This window comes from Listeria farberi (assembly GCF_014229295.1).
GTDB lineage: Bacteria > Bacillota > Bacilli > Lactobacillales > Listeriaceae > Listeria > Listeria farberi.
On sequence record NZ_JAARZL010000001.1, the window covers coordinates 50,568 to 65,734 of the forward strand.

A 15,167-nucleotide genomic window follows, 5' to 3' on the forward strand; every position below is an offset into this window, starting at 1 on the left:
CAATGAAGTTAACGGGGATTCATCACGTATCTATTTTTACAGCGAATGCACGAGCTAACTTTGACTTTTATACAAAAATAATGGGACTACGACTAGTAAAAAAATCGGTCAATCAAGACGATCCATATACGTACCACTTATATTACGGGGATGAAATTGGTTCTCCAGGGACAGCGCTAACTTTCTTTGAAGTTCCCAATATGGCCAAAAATCATCCATCACGCAATGCAATTTCTAGTCTCAGCTTACGTGTTCCAAGCGATGAAGCTTTGCACTACTGGGATAAAAGACTCGATGAGCATCGCATTTTTCACAGCAAACCAATTGACCAATTCGGACGCAAAATTATTCGTTTAAAAGACACCGATGGCTTACCGGTCAATTTGATTTCTGATGAAACAAGCACACAAGTAACAGAGGTTTCTTCGTGGGAAGACAGCCCAGTTCCAGCCGAATATGCTATTCGTGGACTCGGACCAGTGCGCTTCTCTGTTTTCAAAAAAGAAAAAACAGACCGCCTTTTGACAAAAATATTAGGCTTCGAGCGGATTGGTGCTTATGAAGATGATGATAAATTAGTCACGGTATTCAAAACTGGCGACGTTGGGCTTGGCGGCGAAGTGCACGTAGAGTCGCGACCTGATTTAGAACAAGGAAATCTAGGCGCTGGCGGGATTCATCACGTGGCGTTTCGTGTACCGACAGATGGCGACTTGATTGGTTGGACAGAAATGATACAAGACCTTGGCTATAAAAATTCAGGCTATGTGGATCGTTTTTATTTCCACTCTCTTTATTTCCGCGAAAGCAATGGGATTTTAATCGAACTTGCAACCGATGAGCCAGGTTTCCAAACAGATTTCACGAAAGAGCACGGAACTTATGTAGACTTACCGCCACATTTAGAAGAGAGCCGCGAAGATATTTTGGCGCATTTAAAACCACTTGATACGGATAAATAATAAGAAAACCTTGAAAATATGCCCATTCATGATACAATTTTAGAAGAATGTGTAATTAGGAGGCAGAATTTTGGCAGAGGGTTTACGAACGATTTATTTTGTAAGACATGGTAAAACAGAGTGGAATATGACTGGACAAATGCAAGGTTGGGGAGATTCTCCGCTAGTTGCAGAAGGTATTGACGGGGCAAAAGCAGTCGGTGAAGTGTTGAAAGATACACGAATTGATGCCGTTTATACAAGCACAAGTAAACGAACGCAAGATACAGCAGCCTACATTCTAGGTGACCGCGAAATCGAAATTCAACCTCTTGAAGAACTTAAAGAAATGAGCTTTGGAACGTGGGAAGGCATTAGAGTAACTGAAATTGACGAACAACACCCTGAAGAACGCGCGAAAATTCTTCATAGTCCAGAAACCTATAAAGCAGAAGTGAACGGCGGCGAGACTTACTACGAACTTGCGGAACGTTTACTGCAAGGTGTCGAAAAAATCATTGCAGAAAATCCAAGCGGCAACATCTTGGTCGTTTCTCACGGCATGTCACTTACGTTATTATTATACTTGCTACAAGGCGGAACCATTGAAAATCACCGCAAAGAAGCACCAAGAATTTTGAATACAAGTATTAGCATCGTAGAATACCAAAACGGCGAATTTTCTCTAAAAAAATTAAATGAAGTTGGTCATTTAGACTTAAAATAAGTGAATCTTGGGCATACCTCATTGGAGGTGTGTCCTAGATTTATACATAAGAGAAAGCTAGAAAAAGGGAGAAAACAATACATATGAAAAGAATTGTCAAAATTTTTCTACATTATTTTTTAGGAATTTTAGGAATTATTTTAATCAGCTGTGTTCCCGCGATATTTAGCAAAGTGACTTCGTGGTCATCAAGCACGTACTGGGAGGCTCTTAAGTCGATTTTTACAGCGATTTTTCACCCGACTAAATGGGAAATTAGTTACCAAGGAAGCGCAGAAGTTTTTCATGTGTCGTTGGCGGATTTTATCACCGGACCGTATTTATACTCCATGAAAATTATCGTAGCGAGCTTGGTAATTTCCGCACTCCTTGCATATCTAATAGTTATAGCAACATTTCGCGGACCAAAATGGTTGCGCCGAGGCTTAAGCGGATTCCTATCGATACTTCAAGCGTTTCCAGATTTTTCCTTTATATTCCTTATTCAAATGGCCGTCGTCTACATATATCAACAAACCGGCGTGTTCACCTTGAACTTTTACAGCTTAAACGGAGAACAGATTTATGCAGCGCCAATCGTCTGCTTGTCCATCATACCAACCGTGCTCTTTTATAAAATGATGATGCTCCTCATGGAAAATGAATGGCAGGCTGATTACATCGAGTTAGCTCGCGGGAAAGGCTTAACAGATAGAGCGATTTTACTGCGCCATGCCACACCAAATATGATGCAAAGTTTGTTTTACCAATCAAAAACCATCGTTTGGTTTATTTTAAGTGCCTACCTCGTTGTAGAATTTTTATTCGGGATCGAAGGTGTGCTCTACTATTTACTAGCAGGATTCAGCCCATTAAATATTTTCCTAGTATTAGCACTCGTGTTCACTCCATTTTACTTCTTTTACGCACTAATAGATCTATGGATTAGCCGCGGGAAAAATACCGAGAGCGCAAATGTGACCCGAATTCCGCTGCACTGGAATAGTTTCCAGAAGACCTTTGTGGAAAAAGTAAACCTTAAAAGCAAATGGCGCAACTTTTTAGTAGCGACCGGGCAGCTCCTAAAACGCCCATCTTTCAGCATTCCGCTGGCAACACTTAGTATCTTACTAATCGCAAGCCTTATTTACGGGCTTATGGGAGACAAAATCAATTCGCTTAAATTTATCAGTGATGCGACCGGACGAGTAACCGATATGGCGCCCTTCAAACCAAACGCACAAGTATGGCTAGGCACCGACCAAGCCGGCAATTCCATTCTCGACCAATTACTCGTCGGCATCAAGTATACACTCCTTATAGCGGTCATCATCGCAACGCTACGTGTCGTGATTGGCTATATTTTGGCAGTACCGCTCGCCTTTTTTAGCAAACTGCGAACACGCAATTTCGTCCAAGCGATAGCGGATGGGATGCATTATCTACCACTGTCATTACTCGTCTTTATTATCATGGTCAACGAATTCATCAGCTATTCTGGCGTTTTCGAAACCAGCCTATTTACACGCATAACCTTCCAAATTTTAATCATGGTTGTCATCGTTTTACCAATTACAGCCAACCGAATTAGCAACGAAATTTCCCAATTGTTGAAAAAAGAGTTTGTCCTGAGTGCACTCGTTTTTGGCGGAAATGCCCGCTGGATTTTAACCAAGCATATCAATCCACAAATCTGGTCGAAATTAATTCTAATTTGGATTGAGCAACTCATTCAAACGTTGCAGATGTTTGTCCATTTAGCTATCTTTGGAATTTTCATCGGTGGGGCAATCATGGGAGCGGATGACGGCATACTGAATCCAGTTATCCCTGAATTATCAGGCCTAATCGCTAATGCGAAATCCGTTTTCGCCAACCACCAATTCTGGATAATTTTACCGCCATTACTTGTATTTATGATTTTAATTCTTTGTTTCCAAATGATGGCCAATTCGCTTTTGAAACGAGAAGAAGAAAGTAAAAAAGCCTAGTTCTGAAAACGAACTAGGCTTTTTCAAATTCCTCTATAGATTTATCTAACCATAACTCATACCATTCAAGAAATCCTAAACGTTCTTCATTTCCAAAGTAAAAATCAGGATAGACGCCATTGTCATTATTTCTGTCATCCACCCAAATTTCTCCATAAGAAGGACCGTTTACAACAAGGTTAATCGAAACGCCACAACCAAAGTTAGCGATACGCAGAAGTCCAAATACTTCCTTATCTTGAAAGCACTGTTCTTGCCAAGCATCATAATCTTCATCGGACATTCCTTCTTTATAACCGGGCGCAATCCAGTCATCTGTATGTGGAAAAGGCTCACTTAACGTTTGCACCCCGTACTTTTTATCCTTGTAATCAAGTGATGAACAAAGCCCGTCCGTGAGTGTTTCTAAACCATAATAAGGACCCATTCCGCCGTTACCAATTTGCTCTAGAAAAGCACGATAATCTTGAGGTAATGTAATTTGATGCTCATTTTCAAACGTGGTAAGCGTTTGATTAGATAAAGGTTCGTTGAGTTTATAGGCGTGGCTTTCTGAACCAAATAAATTCAAATCGGGATCTTTTTCTTTTAAAGCAGTGATTTTTGCTTGGATTCTGGCTAGCCGATCTTGAAGGTCAGTCATCATTTATAAATCTGCTCCATTCGTTTCAATCACTTGTTTATACCAGTAATAACTTTTCTTCGGAATACGTGTCATTGGCGCATCATCTTCTACATCACGGTCAACATAAACAAAACCGTAACGTTTTTGATAGCCATTTAACCAGCTTAGAAGGTCTGTGAAGCTCCAAGTACAATATCCTAGCATATCAACACCATCACTGATTGCATCGCGAATAGCAGTTGCGTGCGCACTCAGATAATCAATCCGGTAGTCGTCGTTTACTTCTCCGTCCACTAATTTATCAAATTCACCTAAACCATTTTCAGTAATTAAAATTGGTAAAGCGTAGCGGCTGTTAATACGACGAAGCGCAATTTGTAAGCCTTTTGGATCGATTGTCCAGTCCCAGTTGGTTGTTTTTACGAAAGGATTAACAACTTTTTTGTAAACGCCAGGGACACCAGTTTCTTTCGTGCTCCCTTTTTTACCAGTGAAGTTCATTTCGTTATTTTGGCCAACACCATCAAGCGGGTTGTAAGCTACAGTGGCGGATTGATAGTAGTTAACGCCCATGAAATCAGGTTTTGCAGAAGCAAGAAGTTCCATATCGCCATCTTCAATAACTGGCGCAATATCGTTTTCTTCTAAATATTTCCAAACCGCTTTCGGATAGCGCCCAAAAGCGTACATATCCATCCAGAAATAGCTGTTTAATTCTTCGGCATCATCAGCAGCTTGAACATTTTTAGGATCTGTGTCGATTGGATAATGTGGTGTGTAAGCAAAACTTGGTCCGATTTTTCCATCAGGAACGATTTCGTGGAAAGCTTTGATAACACTCGCATTAGCTAAGTTCGCAATGTGGTTTACTGCGTACATTCTTTTAGGATCGCTAACTTTTGGTGGGTGAAGTGCTTGACCATAACCCATACCAACAAAGATATTTTGCTCGTTTAAGGAAACCCAATATTTTACGCGGTCGCCGTAACGTTTGAAAAGTGTAGTGGAATAATTTGTGAAATCTTCAATAACTTGGCGAGATTCCCAGCCACCATATTCATCAAATAATGCTTGCGGAATATCCCAGTGATAAAGCGTTACAAGTGGTTCAATGTCATATTTAAGTAATTCATCAATTAAGTTATCATAAAATTTCAACCCAGCTTCATTCACTTCGCCTTTGCCATTTGGAAAAATACGAGTCCAAGCAATGGAGAAACGGTAAGCTTTTAGACCAGCTTCGGCCATTAATTTTACGTCTTCTTTATAACGGTGATAATGATCAACTGCTACATCGCCATTTGTACCTTTGAAAGTAGTTCCAGGAATACGAACATACTCGTCCCAAACTGATTTACCTTTGCCATCTGCGTCCCATGCTCCTTCGATTTGATAAGCTGCAGATGCAGAACCCCATAAGAAATCTTTCGGAAATGGTGAACGTTTTTGATGTTCCATTTTATATAACCTCCATTAAAGCGATTTTTATTAAAAAACTCTACTAATATATTTTAAAGTATATTCTTTTAAAAAGATAGTTAAAAAACGCAGATTCGGATATGAATCTGCGTTTTTATTTTATTTATCGAGGACGAATTTTTGGATTGCTTTTGCAACACCGCTATCATTGTTAGAGGCGGTCGTATAGTCAGCAAGTTGTTTAATTCTTTCCGGAGCATTGCCCATTGCAATACCAAGGCCAGCGAATTCAAGCATCGTTACATCATTTTCTTGGTCGCCAATACAAATGACTTCGCTTTGCTTAATACCAAGTTTTTCGGAAAGTTCTTTGACCGCGTTGCCTTTACTAGCGTCACGATTTAGAATTTCTAAGTAGAAAGGGGTGCTGCGAACTAAATGGTATTTTTCACGGAAGGATTCAGGTATTTTCGCAATACCAGCTTCCAGTTCGGGTGCTTCTTCAATAAACATTGCTTTCGACATAATAAAATCTTCTGGCACGTTTTCGATTTCTTTATAAATCAGTTGGCTACCAGTAAGATATGCTTCGACAATCGTATATTTTCCGATTTCTCGGTTCGGCGTATATAGCGCTTTGTCATCAAAGAAATGCATATGCAAATTGCTATCCAAACTCACTTGATAAATTTCTTTTAAATCGTCTATGCCAAGCGTTAAGTGAGAAATAACTTCTTTAGTATACGTATCTTGAACAAACGCGCCGTTAAAACTAATAACATAATCGCCTTCTTCACGTAATTCAAGGTCTGTTAAATAATTTTCTACACCAACGAGCGGGCGTCCAGTACAAAGAACCACTTTTACGCCTTTTAACTTTGCTTGGCGAATGGCTTCTTTTACTTCATCCGTAACCTTATGATCATCTGTCAGTAGTGTTCCATCAATATCAATCGCAATTAATTTATACAATATACTAGCTCCTTTTCCATCATAAACTCATTCTAGTATAGCATAAATTAGAATGGATTTCTGGCTATCTATTGAAACGACAAGGAATTTATGGCATGATTGACATGGAAACTTGATAAAAGAAAAGAGTGAAATAATGAAACGTAATTATCATGTGAAATTTTTAAGTGAAAAAGATGTGGCACTTGCAGAAGCAGTTTGCACGGCATCCGAAGATTATTATTTAATTGAACAAAATAAACCCGCATCAAAAAGCGATGCATTAAAAATTATCACAGAAATTCCAAACGGGAAAACAAGATTCGATAAATTTGTTCTAGCAGTATTAGATGAAAATGAAAAACCAATCGGCTTAGTAGATATTGTTTCTGATTATCCGAGAAAAGGTCGTTGGTTTATTGGTTTATTTTTATTAACACCAGATGCTCGGGGTAATGGTCTGGGGAAAGTACTGCACCAAACTATTAAAGAATGGGCAAATGATGGTGGCGCGGATTCTTTAGCGCTCGGAATACTAGCTGAAAATGAAAAAGGACGCGGATTTTTCGAGTATCTTGGTTATTCAAAACAGGAAACAAAACAAGCGACATTTGGTGGAAAAGAACACCAAGTCCATATTTATACTATTGATATTTAATAAGTAAAAGGATGTAGCTAACACGCTACATCCTTTTACTTATTTTATAGAATTATTTCTTTCTAGAAGGGCTTCCATATCAATATGCCATTGTAGATTTACTTTGGAAATAATCCCAGCTTCTTTTAATTCTTTTAATTGAGAATAGAAGAATGCTTTTGAAAGTGTACAATAATTTTTTATAACTGTTGTGCTGATTGCTTTAGGAAGTATCGCTATACCATCCACTAGTTGAATATCAAGAATTTTAATAATTGTTTCAAAAACAAAAGCTAATTGGTCTTTTTTATCACGATATTGTAGAAGTGATTTGTAGTACCCATGTTTAGCAATGGTTCGCATAATTGTATACTGGAAGCCAAAGTTTTCAGGAAATAAGGAAAGAGAATATTCAATATCGTTTTTCTTGTAGATGATAATTTCGCATTCTGTTAATGTTTGATATGTTAAAACAAGAGGTCTATTCTCGAAAATGGTGTAATATCCCATAAAAAAATTAGAGCTAAATATAGAATAAATTTTATCATTATCAAAGTCAATATATCCTGCTAATATGCCAGACCTTAATAAATAAACACAGTCTGGATTTTCAAGTACTAGATCATTTAGCACCGTATGCTCGGGAACAGTAATGATATGAGATTTTAAATTGTACTGTTCCATCATTGTAACAAATTCTTTATGATTAAATGGATAGGCCATCTTTTCTTTCGTCTCCTTCAAGTTCAATTATATGCATACAATATATTTTATCATCGTAAAAATGAATAAAGATGATAAAAACAGACTCTTCAAATAGCTTGTCTTATGCCATTACCCGTTTATAAGAAAATTAACCGTAACATTTCCGCCACATTTATGTGGGAATTAGCTTGGAAAGACAAATAAAATAACTGATTGTTAAAAGAGCTAAAAATTACAGTATTCGTGTATTTTTAGCTCTTTAATGTTTATTTTCCTATTGTATAAGTAGTACCATTTCCGGTAATGACGATGGTTTTGTTGCGGTCTGTCCGGTATATTTTTGCTTTTGCTTTAGTTAGTGTGTTCACTGTTTGCGAAGTAGGATGCCCATAACCGTTTTTTCCAACACTTATAATGGCGTATTTTGGTTTTACTATATTAACAAAAGCTTTACTAGTTGCTGTTTTTGAACCTTGAGTACTTACTTTTAACACATCCGCTCGTAACGTTTTTTTCGCTTTAATCATATCTGTTTCTGCTTTTGTTTGAGCATCTCCAGTGAAAAGAAAGGTGTTTTTTTTATAAGCTAGGTGAAGGACAGCGCTCCAATTATTACGATCTGTTTTCCCGTATGTTTTTACAGGACCTACAAACTGGGCGTTTACTCCTTTAATTGGTAATTTCACACCAGCTTTTGCCGTTTTAATTGGTAGTTTTTTCTTTTTCGCTGTATTGACAAAATCTTTGTAAGCAGCTGTTGTATTTGTGGAGTTTGGTGCATAGAGACTCTTGACTTTGATGCTATTCATCACTTCGGGGAGGCCGCCAATATTATCTGCATCTGCGTGAGAAGCAACCATGACTTCAATATCTTTTACTTTTAATTTCTTCAAATAGTTAACTACAATTTTCCCTTTTCCTTTGCTGCCGGCATCAATTAAAATGTCTTCGCCACTTGGAGCTTTGATGTAAATAGCATCCCCTTGCCCCACATCAATGAAATGTACTTTTATTGTTGGTGTCGCAGCTTCAGCTTGAATGGAGCTTGGTAGCGAAATTCCAGCGACTAAAGCTAAAACTAGAAACAACTTTAAAATCCCTTTTTTCATCCCTTTTCCTCTTTTCCTATGAAATGAATTCTTTTAGAAATTTGTAAACTCCGTCTGCTTCATTCGTGTCAGTAAGTTGATTGGCTGCTGCTTTGACATTATCAGTTGCGTTAGCCATCGCAACACCAGTTCCTGCATATTGTAGCATGCCAATATCATTTTCACCATCACCAAATGTGATAATTCTTTCTCTAGGAATACCGTAATAATTTCCAAGCGCCTCAACTGCGGTTTTTTTGTCAGAATTAGCAGGGAGAATTTCTAAATTATTATGGTGAGAGGAAAGTACGCGAATTCCGTTTGCTTTATTTAGCGCTTGACGCACATCGGCTAGTCGAGATATATTATTCTCTGAGACAACGATAGCATTCAAAAATTGATTTATATTGTCATCAAAAACATGCGAATCATTAATAGAAACGAGTGAAAAACTATTATGCCCCGTATCAAGTCGGCTTTTATCAGCAAGCTCTCGGAAAAATGCAGGTGGTTCTTTTGTGTAGAATAATGTATTCGTTGAGAAGAAAAATAATGGTAAGTCAAAGTCGCGCATGATATCATACGTCTCACGGATAGCTTTTTCTTCTAAAGTAGTTTTAAGAAGCTCTTCATCACGAATGGCTGCATAAGAACCATTGGAAGCGATAACATGACCAGAATTGCTAACTTGAAAACCTACTTCCCGAGCAGAACGATACATCCGTCCAGTAGAAATTGAAAAAATATGGCCGTCATTTTCTAAAGTTTGGATTAAATCACGTGTTTTTGCAGAAACAGTCTGATCTTGGCGCAGTAACGTACCATCAATATCCGAACAAATTAAATATTTATTAGTCAAATAAAATCATCCTTTTTAGTTAATAACATAAGTATACCATGTGCGAATCGGAAAAGTTATATATGATACAATAGTTTTTGACAAGTTCGAAAATAAATATTTGGGGGAATTCCATGATGAAAAAGCTTAACTGGGCAATTCTTGGACCAGGTTCGATTGCACACCAATTTGCAGAAGGGATGCAGGGGTTAAATCGCGAAATCTATGCTGTAGGAGCAAGAAGTTTAGAGAAGGGCCAAGTTTTTGCAGATCAATACGGGATTAAAAATGTATACGATGATTTTGACGTGATGCTTGCTGATCCAATAATTGATGTAGTGTATATTGCTACACCTCATTCTAACCACTACGAGTTTATTATGAAAAGTTTACATAATGGGAAACATGTTTTAGCAGAAAAAGCGATTACTGTAAGCAGTGCAGAACTGGATGATATCAATGCATTAGCTAAGGAAAAAGGGCTGATTGTTAAAGAAGCCATGACGATTTTCCATATGCCGCTTTATAAGAAATTACGAGAAATAGTCGATTCAGGCGCAATTGGTAAACTTAAAATTATCCAAGTAGCTTTTGGAAGTGCTAAGGAAAAGAATCCGAAAAACCGTTTCTATAATATGGATTTAGCTGGCGGGGCATTACTTGATATTGGTACATATGCATTAAGTTTCGCACGTTACTTTTTAAGTGGAACGCCAGATGAGGTACTAACGACGATGAAGAAATTCGAGACGGGTGTAGACGAACAATCAGGTATTTTACTGAAAAATAAAGAAGAAGAGTTGGCAGTAGTATCGCTTTCTTTCCGAGCTAAAGTACCAAAACGGGGTGTTATAGCCTGTGAAGAAGGATTTATCACTGTAGATGAGTACCCGCGGGCAGACCGAGCAACTGTTACTTACACCGCGACAGGAAAAGTAGAAGAAATCGAAGCGGGTGAAACAGATAAAGCATTAGAATATGAAATTACAGCAATGGAAGAAAGTATTGCAGCTGGAGAAAATACAACCTATCAATTAACAAACGATGTTATCGCAATTATGAGTGATGTTAGGTCGCAGTGGGGAATTAAATTTCCTTTTGAAAAATAAGAACACCCCCGCCACGTGTGGCGGGGGTGTTTAAGTACATTAGTCAGTTAAGTTATCTTCTGTTTCTGGGTCAAAGAAGTGAGATTTAGCCATTTCAAATGCTAAAGTTAAGACTTCATTTGGTTGGTGTTCAGAGCGAGCATCAACACGAGCTACGAATTCATGTGTGCCAACACGGCTATGAAGCATAAATTCAGCACCAGTAAGCTCGGCAACAATAGTAGTCGCTTTGAAAGTGTAGCCTGGGTTTGCTTCAATAACGATTGGTTCATCATGAATATCTTCTGGACGAATACCGAAAACGATGTCTTTACCATCAAATCCTCTGTCTTTAAGAAGTTTAAGTTTACCCTCTGGAACTTCAATAGTGAAATCATCACCGATAAAGTTAGAACCTTCTAAACGACCTTTGAAGAAGTTCATTGCTGGGCTTCCAATAAAGCCGGCTACGAACATATTCACTGGGTGATCGTAAACTTGTTTTGGTGAACCAACTTGTTGGATAACACCGTCTTTCATGATAACGATACGAGTAGCCATTGTCATTGCTTCTGTTTGGTCATGGGTAACGTAAATCATAGTAGTATCTAATTGTTGGTGAAGTTTTGTGATTTCTGCACGCATTTGTACACGTAATTTCGCATCCAAGTTAGAAAGTGGTTCATCCATTAAGAAGACTTTAGCGTCACGAACGATTGCACGTCCTAGAGCAACACGTTGACGTTGACCACCGGAAAGTGCACTTGGTTTACGTTTTAAGTATTCTGTTAAGCCAAGAATATTTGCTGCGTGCTCAACACGTTTTTTAATTTCGTCTTTTGGCATTTTACGAAGTTTTAAACCAAATGCCATGTTATCATATACAGTCATATGTGGGTATAATGCGTAGTTTTGGAATACCATTGCGATATCACGGTCTTTTGGCGCAACATTATTCATTACTTTACCATCAATAGATAGTTCGCCTTTTGAAATTTCTTCTAATCCCGCAATCATACGTAAAGTTGTAGATTTACCACAACCAGATGGTCCTACAAAAACAATGAATTCTTTGTCATCGATTTCTAAATTAAAGTCGGAAACTGCAGTTACTTTGTTATCGTATATTTTATAAATATGTTCTAATGATAATTGTGCCAACTTACTTCGCCTCTTTCTATTTTTTAACTTGTATTCATTGTATATGAAAACGCTTTACAAAAACTATGGCACTTTGCACAAAGAAAAAAATCATCTATTGGGCAAAGTGCATAAGTAGCAAAAAAATAAAAAGAAGTAAAGGGACAAAAGACCTTTTATGTGAAGGATTTTTCAAAGCATTTAATTCTTTAGTCCCAATTCCAAAAAATCCTCAGATATCATTACAAAAAAACTTTATCTTGTGGTATATTATTAAAGCAGACACAATATATAGTTAGTGAGGGATTATCATGTACGTGGAACAACTTAATGAACAAATGGTAATAAAAAGGGATGGCCGGAAAGCAAACTTTGATTTAATTAAAATTCGTAATGCCATTGAAGCATCTATGAAAGCAATTAATTTAGAGAATGAAACTTTTTTAGAAGAGATTTTGCTTGAGGTTGTAAGTGAATTACCTAACAAGACAGATATGACCATCGATGAAATCCAGCAATGCGTCGAAAATACTTTAATGAAATCGACGTATCCTGATGTAGCAAGGGCTTACATAGAGTATCGTCACGACCGGGATCACGAGCGCGAAAACATCACAGATATGCACAAAAGCGTCGAAAAATTACTACAAAAAGACAAAACAGTAGTGAACGAAAATGCAAATAAAGATGCGACTGTTTTCAATACACAACGCGATTTGACAGCAGGAGCCGTAGCAAAAAGTTACGCATTAAAATACATGCTACCAAAACACGTATCCAACGCTCATTTAAAAGGGGAAATCCACTTTCACGATTTAGACTACAGCCCATACCATGCGATGACTAACTGTTGTCTAATTGATATTGAAGGAATGCTTTCAAAAGGATTTACGATTGGTAATGCCAACGTAGAAAGCCCGAAATCTATCCAAACAGCTACAGCACAAATTGCTCAAATAATCGCAAACGTAGCAAGTTCACAGTATGGTGGCTGTTCTGTTGACCGAATTGATGAAGTTTTATCCGTTTACGCGCGTTTGAACTTTGAAAAACACAAAAAAGATGCGGCTGAATGGGTCGTTCCAGAAAAGCAAGAAGATTATGCAGCGGAAAAAACACGTAAAGATATTTACGATGCCATGCAAAGCTTAGAATATGAAATCAATACATTATATACAAGTAACGGCCAAACACCATTCGTCACACTAGGCTTCGGTCTTGGTGAAGATTGGTTTGCTCGTGAAATTCAAAAAGCAATCTTAAAAGTTCGGATTGGCGGGGTTGGTAAAGATAAACATACTGCCATTTTTCCGAAATTAGTATTTTCGATTCGTCGTGGAACTAATTTAAATGCAGAAGATCCGAACTATGACATCAAACAATTGGCACTGGAATGTTCTTCAAAACGGATGTATCCAGATGTACTTAACTACGATTCACTCGTTCGTTTAACAGGAGATTTCAAAGTACCAATGGGTTGCCGTTCATTTTTACCAGCTTGGAAGAACGAAAACGGAGAACATGTTAACGCGGGAAGAAACAACCTGGGTGTTGTAACACTTAATATTCCGCGTATCGCTATCCAAAGTGGTGGGGATAAAGAACGTTTCTGGGAAATTTTCCACGAACGTATGAAAACAGTCAAAGATGCACTGCTTTTCCGTTTAAACCGTGTCCGTCAAGCTCGACCAGAAAACGCACCGATTCTTTATAAATATGGAGCTTTCGGCAAACGACTACAAGACGGCGAAAATGTAGATCAACTTTTCAATAAAGAACGCTCTACTATTTCTATCGGCTATATTGGTCTTTACGAAGCTGCGACTGTATTTTACGGCGGCGAATGGGAAGGCGACAAAGAAGCAAAAAACTTCACGCTCGACATCGTGAAAGAACTAAAAGCCTATGCTGACAATTGGAAGGACAAATATGGCTACTGGTTCAGCGTATATTCGACTCCAAGTGAAAGCTTAACTGACCGTTTCAACCGTTTAGACAAAGAAAAGTATGGTGTAATTAAAGACATTACTGATAAAGACTACTACCAAAATTCTTTCCATTACGATGTTCGTAAAAAAATCACACCTTTTGAAAAAATTGATTTTGAAAAAGATTATCCAGAATTTTGCTCTGGCGGATTCATTCATTATTGTGAATATCCAAAAATGGTTCACAACACAAAAGCACTTGAGGCAGTATGGGATTACTCCTATGATCGTGTGGCTTACCTTGGTACAAATACGCCAATCGATAAATGTTACGAATGTGATTTCGAAGGTGAATTTGTTCCTACAGAAGAAGGCTTTAAATGCCCAAGCTGTGGCAACACCGACCCTGAAAAAGCAGATGTTGTAAAACGTACTTGTGGCTATCTAGGTAATCCAATGAAACGTCCAATGGTTCATGGACGTCACGTAGAAATTAGCAATCGTGTGAAACATATGGAGAACTTAGGTGAATAATCCGAAACCGTGCGAATGGAAGTCGAATGAATTATCCAGAGGGTATATCGCCGACTATAAAGCATTTAACTTTGTCGACGGGGAGGGCGTCCGGTGCAGTCTATATGTATCTGGATGTCCTTTCCACTGCGAAGGCTGCTACAACAAGGCTGCGCAATCATTTAAATACGGCAAACCGTACACCAAAGAATTAGAAGACGATATTCTAAAAGACATCGGGCATGAGAGCGTCCAAGGTCTGACATTACTTGGCGGGGAACCATTTTTGAATACTGCCACGTGCCTATCTGTCGTGAAACGAATTCGCGCGACATATGGGAAAACGAAAGACATTTGGTCATGGACAGGTTACACTTGGGATGAAATGATGCAAGAAACAACCGACAAACTCGAACTTCTATCCTTAATAGATGTTCTTGTAGATGGCCGCTTTGAACAAAAGCTATTCGATCCAAACTTAGCATTCCGCGGTTCCAGCAACCAACGAATTATCGATGTACAAAAATCGCTTGCTGCTGATGAAGTGGTGTTATATGAATTGTGAAAAAAAGAAGTTCTTTGGATAATAAAGAACTT

At 38.1% G+C, this 15,167-nt stretch carries 14 protein-coding genes; 7 read left to right on the plus strand and 7 right to left on the minus strand.

The features are described from left to right. Positions 1–2 precede the first annotated feature (2 nt). The 3 genes from HCB38_RS00245 (at position 3) to HCB38_RS00255 (ending at position 3,638) form a co-directional block, all read left to right on the plus strand. On the plus strand, positions 3–962 hold the full coding sequence (locus tag HCB38_RS00245; protein WP_185637152.1) for a ring-cleaving dioxygenase: 960 nt from the start codon (positions 3–5) through the stop codon (positions 960–962). Between the two features lie 70 nt (positions 963–1,032). After that, positions 1,033–1,668, plus strand: a complete 636-nt coding sequence (locus HCB38_RS00250; protein ID WP_185637155.1) for a histidine phosphatase family protein — start codon at positions 1,033–1,035, stop codon at positions 1,666–1,668. Between the two features lie 83 nt (positions 1,669–1,751). After that, positions 1,752–3,638, plus strand: a complete 1,887-nt coding sequence (locus tag HCB38_RS00255; protein ID WP_185637157.1) for an ABC transporter permease subunit — start codon at positions 1,752–1,754, stop codon at positions 3,636–3,638. Between the two features lie 13 nt (positions 3,639–3,651). On the opposite strand, the gene HCB38_RS00260 is transcribed toward HCB38_RS00255, so the two are convergent. The 3 genes from HCB38_RS00260 to yidA all read right to left on the minus strand — a co-directional run bounded on the left by HCB38_RS00260 (position 3,652) and on the right by yidA (position 6,654). Beyond that, entirely contained in the window at positions 3,652–4,284 is a 633-nt protein-coding gene (locus tag HCB38_RS00260; protein ID WP_376740667.1) for an SMI1/KNR4 family protein, read from the minus strand. Further along, positions 4,285–5,721 carry a glycoside hydrolase family 1 protein gene (locus HCB38_RS00265; RefSeq protein WP_003729166.1) on the minus strand — a complete coding sequence of 479 codons (1,437 nt, stop codon included), beginning with the start codon at positions 5,719–5,721 and terminating at the stop codon, positions 4,285–4,287. 120 nt (positions 5,722–5,841) lie between these two features. Beyond that, a complete protein-coding gene (yidA, locus tag HCB38_RS00270) occupies positions 5,842–6,654 on the minus strand; it encodes a sugar-phosphatase (RefSeq protein WP_185317834.1) in 813 nt (270 codons plus the stop codon). Positions 6,655–6,790: 136 nt separating this feature from the next. Here yidA and HCB38_RS00275 point away from each other — a divergent pair, with 136 nt between their 5' ends. Continuing rightward, positions 6,791–7,291: a GNAT family N-acetyltransferase gene (locus HCB38_RS00275; protein WP_185608022.1), complete on the plus strand. Its 501-nt coding sequence runs from the start codon at positions 6,791–6,793 to the stop codon at positions 7,289–7,291. 39 nt (positions 7,292–7,330) lie between these two features. Here HCB38_RS00275 and HCB38_RS00280 read toward each other — a convergent pair whose 3' ends face one another. From HCB38_RS00280 to HCB38_RS00290, 3 genes are all read right to left on the minus strand, one after another. Then, positions 7,331–7,993 (minus strand): cyclic nucleotide-binding domain-containing protein, encoded by a 663-nt coding sequence (locus HCB38_RS00280; protein WP_185317836.1) that lies wholly within the window; start codon positions 7,991–7,993, stop codon positions 7,331–7,333. A 248-nt stretch (positions 7,994–8,241) separates the two neighbouring features. Continuing rightward, positions 8,242–9,084 carry a ComEC/Rec2 family competence protein gene (locus tag HCB38_RS00285; protein WP_185637159.1) on the minus strand — a complete coding sequence of 281 codons (843 nt, stop codon included), beginning with the start codon at positions 9,082–9,084 and terminating at the stop codon, positions 8,242–8,244. A 16-nt stretch (positions 9,085–9,100) separates the two neighbouring features. Further along, positions 9,101–9,922 (minus strand): HAD family hydrolase, encoded by an 822-nt coding sequence (locus HCB38_RS00290; protein WP_185637161.1) that lies wholly within the window; start codon positions 9,920–9,922, stop codon positions 9,101–9,103. 116 nt (positions 9,923–10,038) lie between these two features. Between HCB38_RS00290 and HCB38_RS00295 the strand changes: the two genes are divergently transcribed. Further along, the gene (locus HCB38_RS00295; RefSeq protein WP_185637982.1) at positions 10,039–11,010 is read left to right on the plus strand and encodes a Gfo/Idh/MocA family protein; all 972 of its coding nucleotides are present in this window, start codon (positions 10,039–10,041) and stop codon (positions 11,008–11,010) included. A 39-nt stretch (positions 11,011–11,049) separates the two neighbouring features. Here the strand turns inward: HCB38_RS00295 and HCB38_RS00300 are convergent, their stop codons facing one another. Continuing rightward, positions 11,050–12,150 carry an oligosaccharide ABC transporter ATP-binding protein MsmX gene (locus HCB38_RS00300; RefSeq protein ID WP_185317839.1) on the minus strand — a complete coding sequence of 367 codons (1,101 nt, stop codon included), beginning with the start codon at positions 12,148–12,150 and terminating at the stop codon, positions 11,050–11,052. Positions 12,151–12,440: 290 nt separating this feature from the next. On the opposite strand from HCB38_RS00300, the gene nrdD reads away from it, so the two are divergent. Then, positions 12,441–14,591, plus strand: a complete 2,151-nt coding sequence (gene nrdD, locus HCB38_RS00305; RefSeq protein WP_185317840.1) for an anaerobic ribonucleoside-triphosphate reductase — start codon at positions 12,441–12,443, stop codon at positions 14,589–14,591. After that, a complete protein-coding gene (gene nrdG, locus HCB38_RS00310) occupies positions 14,584–15,135 on the plus strand; it encodes an anaerobic ribonucleoside-triphosphate reductase activating protein (protein WP_003770189.1) in 552 nt (183 codons plus the stop codon). The genes nrdD and nrdG overlap by 8 nt, the downstream gene beginning before the upstream one ends. Positions 15,136–15,167 lie beyond the last annotated feature (32 nt).